The sequence below is a fragment of the Burkholderia sp. Ac-20345 genome (assembly GCF_017104825.1).
GTDB classification, from domain to species: domain Bacteria; phylum Pseudomonadota; class Gammaproteobacteria; order Burkholderiales; family Burkholderiaceae; genus Burkholderia; species Burkholderia lata_B.
The window spans coordinates 73823-86297 of the sequence record NZ_JAAGPO010000010.1 but is presented as its reverse complement, the minus strand read 5'-3'; the positions used below and the strand labels follow the sequence as shown (position 1 = coordinate 86297).

Below are 12475 nucleotides of genomic sequence, written 5' to 3'. Positions count from 1 at the left end.
TTCGCATTCGATGGTCGGTCACCAAAGCACGGTCTGAATTTGACTCTCGAGCTGCGGGCACGATGCCCCTTTCGATACCGCCTACTTTTTCGGTACGCTCTCATATGAGCTCGTCCACGGAGCACTAGCCATCGATGTTGGTCAGCGACTGAGCGCTTCAGACGTCGTGCGTGCACTGGATGAACTGAGGGGCAAACGCGGAGCGCCCCGCACGCTGTTGTGTGACAACGGCTCGGAATTTACGAGTCAGGTGATGGACCTATGGGCTTACCGTCACAAGGTCGAGATTGCCTTCAGCCGGCCCGGCAAGCCAACGGATAACGCATTCGTGGAGTCGTTCAACGGCACGCTACGCGATGAATGCCTGAACGTGCACTGGTTCACATCGCTGGCCGACGCCAGGGACCAGATTGAACGATGGCGGGTCGAATACAACGAGAGTCGGCCTCACAGGGCTCTCGGTGAAGTGCCGCCTGCCGAATACGTCCGTCAGTTGGGCCTGCAGGCCCAACTGACGGACCAACAGAACGCCGAAGACTAACATTGCCTTTGGCACTGAAAACCGGGACCGCTCAAAAGGGACTTTGCTAGAAGCCCATTGGCCCTATTGAAGGGGGCAGGTCACCAGGAGCCCAATTTGTACTCTCCTTCATGATTTCGGGTAGTTGAACAGTTCCGCGAATGGTGCGCTTCCGCCTAACGACGGGTAAAGGCCAATTATGGCCTAGTCAGGCGGCAATCTGGTGTTGGCATTAGCGTATCCGCCGCTTCGTTCATCCCGAAGCACGCAGCGAGCGCACTCAAGTCGTTCTGGAAATACGGCTACAATCCATCGGCTCGCCTTGCCCGTTCGACTTATCCCACAGAGCGAGATTAGCGAGAAGCGCTCCTAAACCGCTTATGGCCGGTAAAGATACACCGGAGTTTAACGAGAAAGCACCTGAGTGATGTACTCTCGCACCCGATCGTTAGGCTCTGCGCGGAGGGCGTCATTGAGTGCAGCCTCGGCAGCCATCGGCCATCTCTCCTTGCCCCAGGTACTCAAGGTCTTCGACGCCATATTCCGGTTCCGGATCACCGGGCTCCGAAGACCTGCCTCAACCAGAGGCCAGCCTTTGGAAGGAAAGCGTCCCAGTTCCTGGAGGATCGCGCCGAGCACGGCCTGTTGTGCAAACGCCGGCCCAAGACCGGAATCATCCGCCGCCCCAGTCGCGAGATCATCCAAGCACAGTTGCTCCATCGCCAAGGTGACCACGCGATCGACGCGCAGCGAATCAGCATCCCGCATCAGATAAAACCACTGGCTCCCTTGCCCGTCGCGCTGGCGATCGAAGCGAGCCTCCCATGGATCTAACCCTAAGCGCTCCGCCACTGTTGCTGCCGTCCAGAAAGCTGCCTCATCAGATGCGCTAAGGCCTTCAGCGGCCAGCGTTGACCATCTCGAGTCCGCGACGATGGCGCCGGCCAATGCAGCGACGTGCGCCCTACGCTCTGCGGTCCAACCGTGCGCTTCCAACACCTCCCAGGGTCTTTCCTCATCGGTAGCGAACCCCGCGATGTCCGAGGCGACCAGATAGTCATCGAGTCGGGCCGACACGCGTCGCGCCAGGTGACCCAAATACAGGCTAGTGGCCTCGGCACCCTCGGTGTAGTCGCCCATGTCCTGCGCCGGGCCGCCTGCGATCAGCGCCTGCAACATATCACCGGCGCCATTAAGTAACGCATCGTCGGCGCTATTCTCGCGCAGCGCGCGCAGCAACTCGCCGCCGACCGCACATGGATAGGCCAAATATTCGATCATCACCGAATTCTTGTAGCCTTCACGCAGCATCCAAGCCTTGATATCACTTCGTTCAATCGTTGCCAGACGCTCAACTAAATGAATGCGTCCCCATCCGTTCACTCGCTTGGCCAGCGACCACCAGGCATCCTCCCTCTCGGAGGCTGGCAACGTGTTTCCGAGGGCCACAGCGACATAGAGCGTGAACTCCTCATGCAAACCAAGAGTGGTAAGCAACGCCATGTCTCGAGGCGGTTGCAACATTCCGAGCAGTGCAATACCAATCTTGACTGCACCTCTATCCGGGCTTTCGCTGGCGAGCCAGCGAGCCAAGGCATGCAAACGCTCGGGGTCCGTTGGCCGCGATTGCCGCAACGACGTCAGAAAGGGATCGACAAGGCGAAGGGCTTCATCCCCGGCAATCAGGTCGTAGAAATTCTTGACCGCCTCAGCCGATCGTGTGTCAGCCGCGGACACAAGCATGGCAACTATCTGCTCGACTTGCGTGCTGTCATCGCTCGCCGCGTGATGACCGAAGACGCCGTCCATTGCCCCGGGTGCCCATCGCAGTTGTGTGCCACGTCGGATCGCCAGTAACTCCTCGTCAGGCAACGTCGCAGCCGCGTCGGGAAGACATTGGTCATCCACAACCGCAAAACTCGACAGAAAGCGGTAGATCCCAGGCCGCCCCTCTGACCAAGGCAATGGGAATCCGTCCGATATGGACGGCGCAGGCGACAGGACCGACTGCCGGAACAGCTCCTTCAGCCAATTCATTCATTTCCTCCTGAACTATTTCGTTGCCTTCTTCGATCTCCGGTCCTTCGTACCCATCTCACGTAAACGATCATTTCAGTTCGGCTAACGCTTGCATCAGCATCGGTCTTGTGTATTTCTCCACGGGATCGACATCTCGCGAGTCCTCACTATGATAGAACTCTCCATTATCGAACGCGTAGAAGACGGACCACGCAAAGTCTGTAAGGCTCCACTCTGCGAGCGGCATCATGCAATTGGCTACGCAATCGCAAAACGTGAAATCGCGCCGCCCCTCGAGGAACTCGATGGCAAGCCAACGGGCGAGTTCGTCGAAGAAATCGAGTCTTGTGATATTCGCGACGTGGCATGCAGCATCAACGTCTGGCAAATCCAACTTCCGATCTCCACATCGAACGGCCATTTCCTCAATGTTCACGGGAATATCTCTATGTGACGGTCTTTCATTCAAAGGCTTAACTCCAGATTTGTGCCGCTCGCGGCCATCCGCGTCGATATGAGCCTGAGTCGATATTTTTCAATCTTCATAAGCTTCCGCGTTTGGAGTAACCTCAAGTGCGGATATCATGACCTTGAAGAACTCTTCCGCAAGCGAGTAATACTCTGCGGCTTCGGGTCTCGCAGCCGGAGTCTCGCGCATGAAACTTCTGACTCGGTCGATAAGGACGCTGATCGGCTGATAATTCTCACTGTACCAGCAGGCAATTGTGTGATTGACAGAGCTGGACAGCTGATAGATGGGCGCGTCACGCCGATACAGGCGAAGATCTATAAAGCGTTTGTCGTTCAACTGACGTTGCAGTGAGGCAATTTTCTCGCTGAATTGATCGATCTGCATTATCAAAACAATCTCCTCTTGTTGATCCGTCGTCGAACCATTTATCCAGCTTCAGCGAGGCCGTTTGCCTCGAGAAATCGTACGTGTAGCACAAACGCGCGGTGCCGCAGACTCTGCGGGAAACGCCGGTTCTGGGAAATTACTCGCAGTATGTCGTCTATCCCGTCGTCAACGGCTAGACCTTGTTCCAACCAGCCGATCGCAAGGTCACACCAATATGGAGTTGGCCATCGTAGGCCAGTCACGACGATTTCGCGAGCGTGATCGATGCTCGACGAAAATGCAGCTAAGGGACGCTCGAGCGGCTTGACTATTGAGGGCGAGGGGATGTGTAGTTCGGATTCAGGCATTTGGGGAATGCAGTGGAGGCCTTTCGGGCCCGAAAGACACGAGAAATTTCTGGGAAGACAGAGTTATTCCATGCTCCCAGAATCGGTTGTACCAAACTGTCCGTCTTTCCCAATGCGTTTAAGATATCGTCCACATTCACGATTCCATTATCCTGGGATGCTCCCAATGCCGAAAACTTTACTGCGTCCGCAATTTGATTGAGCGGCCCGTCACAGGCAATGAGGCCGTGGTGATACAGCAAAGCCAGTTCGAACTGAAATTGATGTGCAGCATCCGCTGGTAGAGATTGCGTGAAGAGCTGGCTCATCGCTGTATTTGCTAGCCGGTCCGACAGATACCACACGTAGCTATCGCTGTAGACGACTGGGGTACCCTCAGTGAGCGGGGACGCGCCCGCAGAGCAGGATGCGGCACCGATCCATAGTCCCACCAGAAAACGAAAAAGCATGCTTGTCAAATTTCTTGCTCCCGGAACTTCGGAGCGTATCCGATTACCATCCACTCTCTAGTGAAAGACGATTGCGCCGTTGTTTGCGCACATCTCGAAGGCCTTCATCCAGTCGACATAGGACTCGTAGAAGTAAGGCATGGAAACTCGTGATGCCTGATCGCGATACTGAACGAAGTCCCGGTAGATCTTTCGGCAGACTTCTGGTCCTATCGTGCCTTCTGCGTCAGAAAAATCGATCAGCTCCCAGAACGGTCCATGGTCGAGTTTCCATACCGTTTCGTCGTATCTCAATTCGACCGCCTTGTTTCGGACCGACATGCTCGCCTGATATCCGGCTAGCTTTGCCAGTTCATTTCTCCATGCGTTGTACCCTGAATAGGAACCGGCTCTGAAGTCGAAGGACGATGTGAACTGGTACACCTTCCCAACTTCGAGACCACGAAAACGGTCAGGGAAATTGCCGGGATCGAGAGTGATTTGATCCTTTCCCTGATACGTTCCGTCTGACAACACGGCCGGGGATTCGACAATCACCAATCCGCTGTACGCCGTGACATCCAGTCCGGCGCGCGCCGCCGAGGCGCAGATAAAGAGGATCACGGATAGGAGAGCTTGTTTCATGTCGGTATACATTTTGGCAGTGTCAGGCGCCCACGTGCGCAGCATGCCATGCTCTATCGAATCCTACACTTCGGTGTACCGAAGTGCTTGTCAAGCAATGTCAAGGCGGACATGCCTGACAGGTTGACGACAGTTGAAGAGGGCGCTCTCGAATGCCGCCGCCGGCTGCAGCGCGGGAATGCGACGGCTATTTTACGTTCCAACCAGCCAAAAAAAGAAGCAGCGCCGACGCAGAACTGGACGGGCGTGCCAAGAGGCACACCCGTCTATGCCCCTCGTCGATCGGACTGGCACGGTACGCACTCGATGCATGCCTGAGCTGGAGTCGAAGCTATCCGCTGAAATGGAAGCCTGACCGTCGGATGGCGTCGAGCAACGCTGACGACGGCACATTTTCGAAGGCAACTTCAGCCAGCAGCCGCGTACGCCTGGTACAAGCACCGGTGATCAACTTTTCGCGTAATAGATCCTGCTGCGCGAAGCCGTGTGCCGAAGAGAGCGAAAGCAGGGTGTCGAGCAGTTCGAGCGCGTGTTTGCGGCCCCACGCCGGCGTCGCGCTTGCCCGAGCCGTTTCGCCGGCCAGCTGGAGCAGCGCTGCTGCCGCGACGTGGAGCGGTTCAGTGGGAGCGAGGTTGCTTCGTTGCGAACCCATCGTTTCAGGTTGTCTTTTATGGTTGTTCCTGGATAACGGCAACGAACTCCTATCGCCGCAGGATGGAATGCCGGTCGTTACCGCGCAGCTTGCCAGCCATTGTCGGTCTTGACCATGTCGAGCGTCTGCGTGAACTCAACGTCGACGTCATTGCTGTAGTCGGCTCCCTTTCCATTGAAGAAGTTGGTGAGAAGCCGCAGATCAATGCTGGGACATGCCTGAACGATAGCGCGCCGGAAGACCAGGCTGGGAGCGGTGTTGTTGAGTGCCGCGACGGCGTTGCCTACTTCGATTTTCGCATTCGACATCGCCTGGTACTCGTCCTGATGTTGCTGCTCAAACGTGCGTCCTGCGTCTAGATCGTTGGGATTTGCGGCAGCGTAGGCCTGTTTATTGTCATAGTACTGTTTCGCCTTCTGATCGGCGTCGGCGTTCAGGGATTGATACTTTTCGTACTGCTCTTGCCACTGCCTAGCATAGGCCTTGACGTCGCTGTCCGGGGACAGGCGTATGGTGTATTTGACATCCACGCGGTAGTCGTTGCCGGAGTCGCCAGGAATGCCATTTACCTTCTGGAAGTCCCGAAGTTCAAAATATCGGCAGTCACCGAGCGAACTCGCGACAACCTGCTTGGCGTCGCTTTCCGAAGGTGCGTTCTGTCCGCATGCGGACAGAATTGCGGCCGTGGCGGCGCACAATGCGAAGCGGACGATTCTGAAGTGGCGTTTGTTCTTCATGATTTCATTTCCCGTTGCTGTGGTGGTTGATGAAGTGGCGGGCGTTTCTTGGCTCTCGGCGCGTGCCGGGCAGACGGAATAAAAAATGCCGACAGGGAGCGCCTGTCGGCGAATGGTCCTGGCATCCGAGGGACAGACTGCTGCCAGGACTCAGGCCACGGTTACGATGCTTTATCGGTGAACGGCATCGAGTGTGGTCGGTTGCGACATCGATTTCCTTACTCGTTCCAGTCCTCATCCGTGCTATTGGTAAGCGAGGCATCGGGCATCGGGGCAGCATCGGTCGCTTCCGCGGCCAGCCTCGCTAGACAGGCCCGGAAGACCGGAGCCCCGAGCAGGCCGCTGCGCTCGAGCGCGATCAGCCGCTCGCGCCGCGCGGTGTCCGGGTGCGTCGCATCTCCGACGAGCTGCCAGACCGCGTCGACGAGCGTTGCCAGCGCGGTCCGTCGTCGGATCACGTATGCGATCCCGGCTATCGGCCCAGCACAGACGGACGCGACGACCCAGCCGGTCGGCCGGAGGCCGACGCGGTTGGTACGCAGTCGATGCATGTCGAAGGTGATGCCAAGCGCCGTCACGGCAATGCCGGACAGCCAGACGAGCTGAAACATGTAAGCCTCCTCGAATATACCGTATACGCATACAGAATATCCGTTATGTGTATCTAGAATTTCCTCATGACCCATCCGATCCACGATCCCCGCTACCAGCGGATTGCGACGCTGCTCGCAGACTTGCGCAAGCAGCGTGGTCTGTTGCAGCAGGACGTTGCGGATCGCCTCGGCCGGCCGCAGGCCTTTGTGTCGAAGGTGGAGAGCGGCGTTCGCCGGCTCGATGTGGTCGAACTACTGGACTTCCTGCGGGTGCTCGATGCCGACCCGCACGCCTTTATCGACGCGCTGCTGGATCAGCCGATGTCGTCCTTGCCGCGCTGACCACTAGTAGTCGCCCGGTAACAGGAACGTGGTCGAGGAGCGATCCCATTCCGTAATGACCCAAACAGTCTGCCCGCCGGGCAGAACGTAGCAGGACAGCAGGCGCAGCCCTGCGTCGACCGACAGTTCATTTTGCTGGCGGTCGGATTCGGACAGATCGCCCCAGTCGCCGCGGACGTGCCTGATCAACAGATCGATGATTGAGATGCTCGCGTCGGCTACAACTTCTAGGGCAGCGGGTGTCGCGAAGATCCGGCCGAGTTTGAAGCGCGGGCCGGCGTGGTGTGTCGAAGGTAGATTCATGATGATCTCCGGGAAAGGGTGAACAACGGCCTCTGGCAGAACCGGATACACGGTCATGCGAGTGAAAGAGAGTTGGCGGGAATCACCGGCTCGTCGCTTGTCGCCTGTGTTCGACGTGCTTGTCGCTGGGGCGAGTTTGCGTTGCCGGGTAGAAGTCGTAGACCGGCCAGCGGTGGCGGCGCGCAATGACCCGCGCACAATGCACAGCGTCCGGATGCGTGGGTAGATCGGCGCAGCACACGACGCCGCCGGCGACGAAATGCAGGTAGACGCTGAAGAACGACGGATTGTCGTCATCCACCTCGCAGCAGCTTCGTGTCGGATCGGCGGCGTCGGGGAACTGCCGGACGCCGTGGATCTCGACGGCATCGAACCGACCAGGGGCGTCGCGGATCAGTCTGGTGGCGTAGCGGATCGCGGGTAAGGGGCTGGTCGCAGCACGGCGTCGTGCAGTGCCGCGTCGCTTGAGCGTTGCAATAACGGATGACATGACGGTTTCTCCAGACGGGCGAGCGCAAGCCTCCGGCAGGACCGGATGCACAGTCGCACCAGCTGAGGGAAATGCCAGACGCAGGACGCGCCCGACGACGAGGGAACTACCGTGCTTCGGACGCGAGCGCGTTCGGGTAGTGCTTGGCGAGGATCAGGTTCATTTTGTCGACCAGATCAGGGCGCAGAAACGTCAGGTGCCCGTTGCCGTTCTTGAACCAGCGCAGGTGGAAGTAGCTGTTCTCGGCCTCAGTCTTTCGCTGGCGCTGCGCGTCCGAGATGAGACCAGACACGCCGTTTCGATGATCCGGCTCCGGTTTGCCGTCGAGCACACTGAACACCCGAATGAGATCGTCCAATTCGTTCGTGATGTGATGGTTCGAGCTGCCTTGCGAGAACAGGTACTTGACGATGATCCGTTTGCCGAACAGAAACGGTTGGTTCGTTTTGTAGCTCCACGAAAGCCGCTTGAAGCACTGAAGCACGCCGCGCTCGAACATGTCGCCACGCGCACCGTAGAGCTGGGCGAACGTGGCTTCGATGTTGGCGGCAGTCAGTTCGGGCACGTCGCCCTCGGCAATCTGGTTGCCCCATTGCTCGCGGGCCTTCGCGTCCATGAAGGTGCGCAGCCCCGATTCCGACAGCAGGTAGTCCCAGCCGCGGATGTCGACGATACGAACCATGGAGGCTTCGGCCTCGTCGCGTTTTGCATATTCTCCGGTAATGGTGGGCCGACCGCGACAGCCGTAGCTTTCGTCGAGTACGAGCCGGGGGAATCCGAGATGCGCCGCCTTGGCAAGCTGCTGGGCTTCGCCGAGCAGATCGAGGGCGGCGCGCACGCGCTCGACGACGGCGACACGCTGGTTGGCGAGATTGGTGATGCTGACGCTTTTGACGAGATCGGTTGAGTCCATGTTTCATGACGGTGTGAAAGTGATGGGGAAAGAGACAGCAGGCCGGGCACGAGGCCCGGCCTCCTATGCCGTCGATGCGTGTTCGGCAAGCTGACGACGTAGCTCTGCTGCGCGCGCTTGGGAACAACCAAAGTGCTGACGGATGGCGGCGACCGTCGGCCGGACTGATCCGGCGGCCACGTCTCGGACGAGCTGCGACAGGTGGTCATCGATGGGAGCAACTTCGGGTAACGGCGCGACCGGATCGTCGCGCGGAGCATGACTGCGGGTCGTGCTGTCGTGACGTGGCGCTACGTTTTTGCGACTAACGGTCTCGGCAGTGTGACTCGCCGTGACTGGCATGACTACCGGCCGAGTCATGTCAGGCGCGTCCGTGACTGTTGTGACGACCGGCGGAGTTACGTCGGCCGGCACCGTGACCACCGGGACAATGGTTGGCGTGACGCTCGCCACGGCGGATTCGGTCACCGGTAACGGAGACCGAAGGATGACGGTCCACAGCAGGCACGCGACTCCCTCGAGTACGGCGGCGAAAATCAACCCCGACAGCAGATCGATGCGCGCTGTCGTGACTCCCAGTAACGTGGCGAGTCGCGACGTGACCGGATCGATGAGTAATGCGTCATGCTGGGCCGTGACTCGATCCGTCGTGACCTGCTGGCGTCGAACATCGTCTGCTTCGGCGTTTAACGCATCCAGTCGTGCGGTAAGCGTCACCCGACGAGTTTTCAGCGCCTTGCAGGTTCCGATGCAGTCACGCGCATTCGCGGTGGCGAGCTGTGCTGTCACCGTCGCGCGTTCTGCCATGACCGTCGTGAGACTGCGAGCGGGCGCCGGTACCGAGGTTATCTGTACCGTCGACGCTCGCAGCTCACCGGCATGCTGTTGGGCGAATGTGAAGAACATCGCGTGACCGAAACACGCTGCCATCAGACACGCACCCCATAACACGCTACCTACGCCACGGACGACGCGTGGTGTCTCCCGGAGCAGCGCCGGCAACAGGTGCGCGCTCGTGACGAGCACCAGGCCGATCGCAACCCAGACGAACCGTTCCGGGAGCGACCCGCCGCGCTGCCAGCCGGCGAGGACCGATAGGCAGAGCGCGGTGGACATTGCACCGATCGCCAGGATGAACGCCCAGCGACGCGTGCTCATGCTGCCTTGCCGCCGAGCAGCGCGGCCTTGCGTTCGAGCTTGTCGCGAAGCGTCGTGGGCGGGCCAGCCGCATCGCCGTCGTCCGCTTCAACATAGTCGGGCTTGGCGTTGGGGTAGAACTCCTCGACGAGCGCCGCCCGTTCGTCGGGGCTATCCTCAAACGCGCCATTGGCAAAGCCGAGCCGAGCGGCGGCGTCGAGCGCAGCCTGATCGAAGCCGGCGGCACGGCGGCGCGTGTCCAGTTCCTTCGCCTGAATCAAAGCCTCCTCGAACGTGCCCGAACGAACGCCGAGATCAACGTAGTAGATCGCAGCCCTGTAGCTCTGGGTGGTACTTTTTCCCCTAAGACGCAGTTCAAGCGGCAGGCAGGCAAGCAAATTGCTGGACACGGCGCGGAAGTAGTGCAGTCGTGCCGCGAGCGTCCGGATGCTGTTATAGGACGTCGTGCGGAAAATGAACGAGCCCATTTCGTCCTCGTCGCCGACGATCACGTTCAGGCGCCCATAGGGCTTGCAGCCGCCTGTCTGAGCGTAGGTGCAGCCGTCCGGCGACGGGCAGGGCAGAGATTCGATGCCGGCGTTCGTCACGCGCCGGCAGGTCTCTCCGTTGCCGACACAGACGGGTCGTCCGGTATCGCGATCGAACAGCGTGTATTCGGCCCGCAGGTTCAGGTCCGGTTCGTTGAACAGTACCCGGACCGGAATCGAGCGTAGCTTGCCGGGAGTCGCTTTGCGCAGCGTTTCGTTGAGCGGATGCGGCAGCCACTCGCCACGCTGCTGCACCTGGGTTGTGAGCGTGAATTGATCGTCCTTCTCGGGCAGACGCTTGCCGTTCTTCTCGACAATTTTTCCGATCGTGATGCGACCCACAACAGGCGGGGTAATTGCCAGACCTTTGAGCATGGTGGTCCTCTAAATAGAAAAGGGAAGGGGAGCTGCGATTGCCAGCAAGCTGTGCCGGCTACCGAGCGAAATGCGATTCGAGCTTCGTGTGAATCTCTTGCGCGACGCCATGCCACGCTGGTGCGCTGACCAGCGGGTGATCGCCGAGTTGCTTCTGCAACTCATCGAGTGGGAGCTTGGCAACGTGTTCGGCGTGCTTGCTCAGCGCATCCATCACGAACGCCTGCGCGAGCGCGCCGTACCGCGAAAATTCCATGATGTCGGTGACGCATTCGAGATTGGTCATGTGTTGAGCCATGATCGGACTCCCGTCAGGTGGAAACCAGAAAGCGCCGGGAACCTGGCTTCGAGGTGGCGTACTGCTGTTGGAGCGCGGGGTGATCGGTCAGCAGCCGATCCAGGTCGACCGACGACGAGTCCTTGCTGCGCTTGAATGACACGGTACCGGTCTGGAATACGGCCTGGGTTGTGTCACCCATCGCCTGCTGGATCATTTGCTTGAACTGCGCCTCGAGCTGCTGGCGCGTCTCGATCTCGGCCCGTACCGCGACCAGATCGGCAAAGACGGACGACAGGCGGTGGTCGTCGGTGAAGTCGACCGTTTCGCTATAACCCGGATAGAGATGCCGCAGCGCACGGTCGGCCGAGTCCGAACCATCTGCCGGTGGCGGCGTGTCGCTTTCCACGAAACGCCAGAATCGAGCTTCGAGTTCAACCAAGCGCCCGATGAGCGCGTCATCCCGATCGATCCGATGAACTTCGAGTGCTTGCCCGCAGAGCAACACGGCGACGTGTGCGGACGCTTTCCCTGTCACGGCCAACTGATGCTGCACCTGGATTTGCACGTACTCCGGGGGACCATCTCGCCACAGTCGCGTGCCGTGTTCTCCAGCTGTCTTGCATTCCAAAATCTGAACGTCCGGAACACCGACAACTTCCCGATCGATGTTGGCGAGCATCCAGGGGATCGTCGGGTGGCGCAGAACCGCATTGACCTTGCGGACCTTATTGCCGGTCTGCTGGGTATAGACGGCCGCGACGATGGGCTCAAGCAGCGTCCCAAAATACGTCGGCGACGTTGTATCGGCCGGATCGGGGCGGGGCAGGCCGTCCGCGCGGCCGGTCTTGTCGAGCCATAACTCCAAGGCGCTCATGTAGGGGTTCAGGCCGACAGCGGCAGCGGCGTCTGATCCGCCGATGCCGGTTCGACGTACGGCCAACCAGTCGTCGCGACTCAGCTCCTGCGTCTTGACGAGCTTCAGTGCGGGCTTACGCGCGCGGGGTGGTTCGAGGTGAGGGGTCTTCATAGAACCTCGTAAAACAAAAAGCCCGGCAGAGCGAATCTGACCGGGCCAAACGTGAGTAAATACGGGGGAACGACGCTACGCTGAGTGAGTGCGCCGGAATGCGTCTTGCAACGCATCGTTGGCGAAGGTCACGAGCTTGCCGTTTCCGAGGTGGACAGTCGTGCCTTGGGGTTTGATTTGCAGGATACGTGGCGTATCGACCGCCGAACCGTAACCCAGCTCCGCGTGGAATCTGAATCCGCATGTCGATTGCCAGGGGC

The 12475-nt window shown here is 59.4% G+C and carries 16 protein-coding genes and 1 pseudogene; 3 read left to right on the top strand and 14 right to left on the bottom strand.

Annotated features, from left to right (window positions below):
• Positions 1-121: 121 nt before the first annotated feature.
• Positions 122-541 (top strand): annotated as a pseudogene (locus G3O06_RS07190) (integrase core domain-containing protein); the annotation flags it as partial.
• A gap of 384 nt (positions 542-925) precedes the next feature.
• Here the strand turns inward: G3O06_RS07190 and G3O06_RS07185 are convergent.
• Positions 926-2557, bottom strand: a complete 1632-nt coding sequence (locus G3O06_RS07185; protein ID WP_205815555.1) for a hypothetical protein — start codon at positions 2555-2557, stop codon at positions 926-928.
• A gap of 151 nt (positions 2558-2708) precedes the next feature.
• Here G3O06_RS07185 and G3O06_RS07180 point away from each other — a divergent pair, with 151 nt between their 5' ends.
• Positions 2709-2993: a hypothetical protein gene (locus G3O06_RS07180; protein WP_205815554.1), complete on the top strand. Its 285-nt coding sequence runs from the start codon at positions 2709-2711 to the stop codon at positions 2991-2993.
• Between the two features lie 81 nt (positions 2994-3074).
• On the opposite strand, the gene G3O06_RS07175 is transcribed toward G3O06_RS07180, so the two are convergent.
• The 6 genes from G3O06_RS07175 to G3O06_RS07150 all read right to left on the bottom strand — a co-directional run bounded on the left by G3O06_RS07175 (position 3075) and on the right by G3O06_RS07150 (position 6818).
• Positions 3075-3395 (bottom strand): hypothetical protein, encoded by a 321-nt coding sequence (locus G3O06_RS07175; RefSeq protein ID WP_205815553.1) that lies wholly within the window; start codon positions 3393-3395, stop codon positions 3075-3077.
• A gap of 310 nt (positions 3396-3705) precedes the next feature.
• Positions 3706-4053, bottom strand: coding sequence for a hypothetical protein (locus G3O06_RS07170; protein WP_205815552.1), 348 nt, complete (start codon positions 4051-4053; stop codon positions 3706-3708).
• A 198-nt stretch (positions 4054-4251) separates the two neighbouring features.
• Complete coding sequence (locus G3O06_RS07165) at positions 4252-4818, bottom strand: hypothetical protein (protein WP_205815551.1); 567 nt, start codon at positions 4816-4818, stop codon at positions 4252-4254.
• Positions 4819-5149: 331 nt separating this feature from the next.
• On the bottom strand, positions 5150-5470 hold the full coding sequence (locus G3O06_RS07160; protein ID WP_205815550.1) for a hypothetical protein: 321 nt from the start codon (positions 5468-5470) through the stop codon (positions 5150-5152).
• Between the two features lie 77 nt (positions 5471-5547).
• A complete protein-coding gene (locus G3O06_RS07155) occupies positions 5548-6207 on the bottom strand; it encodes a hypothetical protein (RefSeq protein ID WP_205815549.1) in 660 nt (219 codons plus the stop codon).
• A 218-nt stretch (positions 6208-6425) separates the two neighbouring features.
• Positions 6426-6818 (bottom strand): hypothetical protein, encoded by a 393-nt coding sequence (locus G3O06_RS07150; protein WP_205815548.1) that lies wholly within the window; start codon positions 6816-6818, stop codon positions 6426-6428.
• 66 nt (positions 6819-6884) lie between these two features.
• Here G3O06_RS07150 and G3O06_RS07145 point away from each other — a divergent pair, with 66 nt between their 5' ends.
• Positions 6885-7142 carry a helix-turn-helix transcriptional regulator gene (locus G3O06_RS07145; RefSeq protein ID WP_205815547.1) on the top strand — a complete coding sequence of 86 codons (258 nt, stop codon included), beginning with the start codon at positions 6885-6887 and terminating at the stop codon, positions 7140-7142.
• 3 nt (positions 7143-7145) lie between these two features.
• On the opposite strand, the gene G3O06_RS07140 is transcribed toward G3O06_RS07145, so the two are convergent.
• The 7 genes from G3O06_RS07140 to G3O06_RS07110 form a co-directional block, all read right to left on the bottom strand.
• A complete protein-coding gene (locus G3O06_RS07140) occupies positions 7146-7445 on the bottom strand; it encodes a hypothetical protein (protein WP_205815546.1) in 300 nt (99 codons plus the stop codon).
• Between the two features lie 82 nt (positions 7446-7527).
• The gene (locus G3O06_RS07135; RefSeq protein WP_205815545.1) at positions 7528-7935 is read right to left on the bottom strand and encodes a hypothetical protein; all 408 of its coding nucleotides are present in this window, start codon (positions 7933-7935) and stop codon (positions 7528-7530) included.
• A gap of 106 nt (positions 7936-8041) precedes the next feature.
• Positions 8042-8848 (bottom strand): DUF4942 domain-containing protein, encoded by an 807-nt coding sequence (locus G3O06_RS07130; protein ID WP_205815544.1) that lies wholly within the window; start codon positions 8846-8848, stop codon positions 8042-8044.
• A 63-nt stretch (positions 8849-8911) separates the two neighbouring features.
• Positions 8912-10006: a hypothetical protein gene (locus G3O06_RS07125; RefSeq protein ID WP_205815543.1), complete on the bottom strand. Its 1095-nt coding sequence runs from the start codon at positions 10004-10006 to the stop codon at positions 8912-8914.
• Complete coding sequence (locus G3O06_RS07120) at positions 10003-10908, bottom strand: phage capsid protein (protein ID WP_205815542.1); 906 nt, start codon at positions 10906-10908, stop codon at positions 10003-10005. The genes G3O06_RS07125 and G3O06_RS07120 overlap by 4 nt, the downstream gene beginning before the upstream one ends.
• Positions 10909-10966: 58 nt before the next feature.
• Positions 10967-11194: a hypothetical protein gene (locus G3O06_RS07115; RefSeq protein ID WP_085561470.1), complete on the bottom strand. Its 228-nt coding sequence runs from the start codon at positions 11192-11194 to the stop codon at positions 10967-10969.
• 25 nt (positions 11195-11219) lie between these two features.
• Entirely contained in the window at positions 11220-12215 is a 996-nt protein-coding gene (locus G3O06_RS07110; protein ID WP_205815541.1) for a lambda-exonuclease family protein, read from the bottom strand.
• Between the last annotated feature and the right edge of the window lie 260 nt (positions 12216-12475).

Coding starts and splice junctions, on each gene's coding strand:
- G3O06_RS07130 (WP_205815544.1), bottom strand. CDS start 8,848: ATGGACTCAACCGATCTCGTCAAAAGCGTCAGCATCACCAATCTCGCC.
- G3O06_RS07110 (WP_205815541.1), bottom strand. CDS start 12,215: ATGAAGACCCCTCACCTCGAACCACCCCGCGCGCGTAAGCCCGCACTG.
- G3O06_RS07170 (WP_205815552.1), bottom strand. CDS start 4,053: ATGAGCCAGCTCTTCACGCAATCTCTACCAGCGGATGCTGCACATCAA.
- G3O06_RS07155 (WP_205815549.1), bottom strand. CDS start 6,207: ATGAAGAACAAACGCCACTTCAGAATCGTCCGCTTCGCATTGTGCGCC.
- G3O06_RS07125 (WP_205815543.1), bottom strand. CDS start 10,006: ATGAGCACGCGTCGCTGGGCGTTCATCCTGGCGATCGGTGCAATGTCC.
- G3O06_RS07165 (WP_205815551.1), bottom strand. CDS start 4,818: ATGAAACAAGCTCTCCTATCCGTGATCCTCTTTATCTGCGCCTCGGCG.
- G3O06_RS07140 (WP_205815546.1), bottom strand. CDS start 7,445: ATGAATCTACCTTCGACACACCACGCCGGCCCGCGCTTCAAACTCGGC.
- G3O06_RS07180 (WP_205815554.1), top strand. CDS start 2,709: ATGATAGAACTCTCCATTATCGAACGCGTAGAAGACGGACCACGCAAA.
- G3O06_RS07120 (WP_205815542.1), bottom strand. CDS start 10,908: ATGCTCAAAGGTCTGGCAATTACCCCGCCTGTTGTGGGTCGCATCACG.
- G3O06_RS07175 (WP_205815553.1), bottom strand. CDS start 3,395: ATGCAGATCGATCAATTCAGCGAGAAAATTGCCTCACTGCAACGTCAG.
- G3O06_RS07115 (WP_085561470.1), bottom strand. CDS start 11,194: ATGACCAATCTCGAATGCGTCACCGACATCATGGAATTTTCGCGGTAC.
- G3O06_RS07145 (WP_205815547.1), top strand. CDS start 6,885: ATGACCCATCCGATCCACGATCCCCGCTACCAGCGGATTGCGACGCTG.
- G3O06_RS07135 (WP_205815545.1), bottom strand. CDS start 7,935: ATGTCATCCGTTATTGCAACGCTCAAGCGACGCGGCACTGCACGACGC.
- G3O06_RS07185 (WP_205815555.1), bottom strand. CDS start 2,557: ATGAATTGGCTGAAGGAGCTGTTCCGGCAGTCGGTCCTGTCGCCTGCG.
- G3O06_RS07160 (WP_205815550.1), bottom strand. CDS start 5,470: ATGGGTTCGCAACGAAGCAACCTCGCTCCCACTGAACCGCTCCACGTC.
- G3O06_RS07150 (WP_205815548.1), bottom strand. CDS start 6,818: ATGTTTCAGCTCGTCTGGCTGTCCGGCATTGCCGTGACGGCGCTTGGC.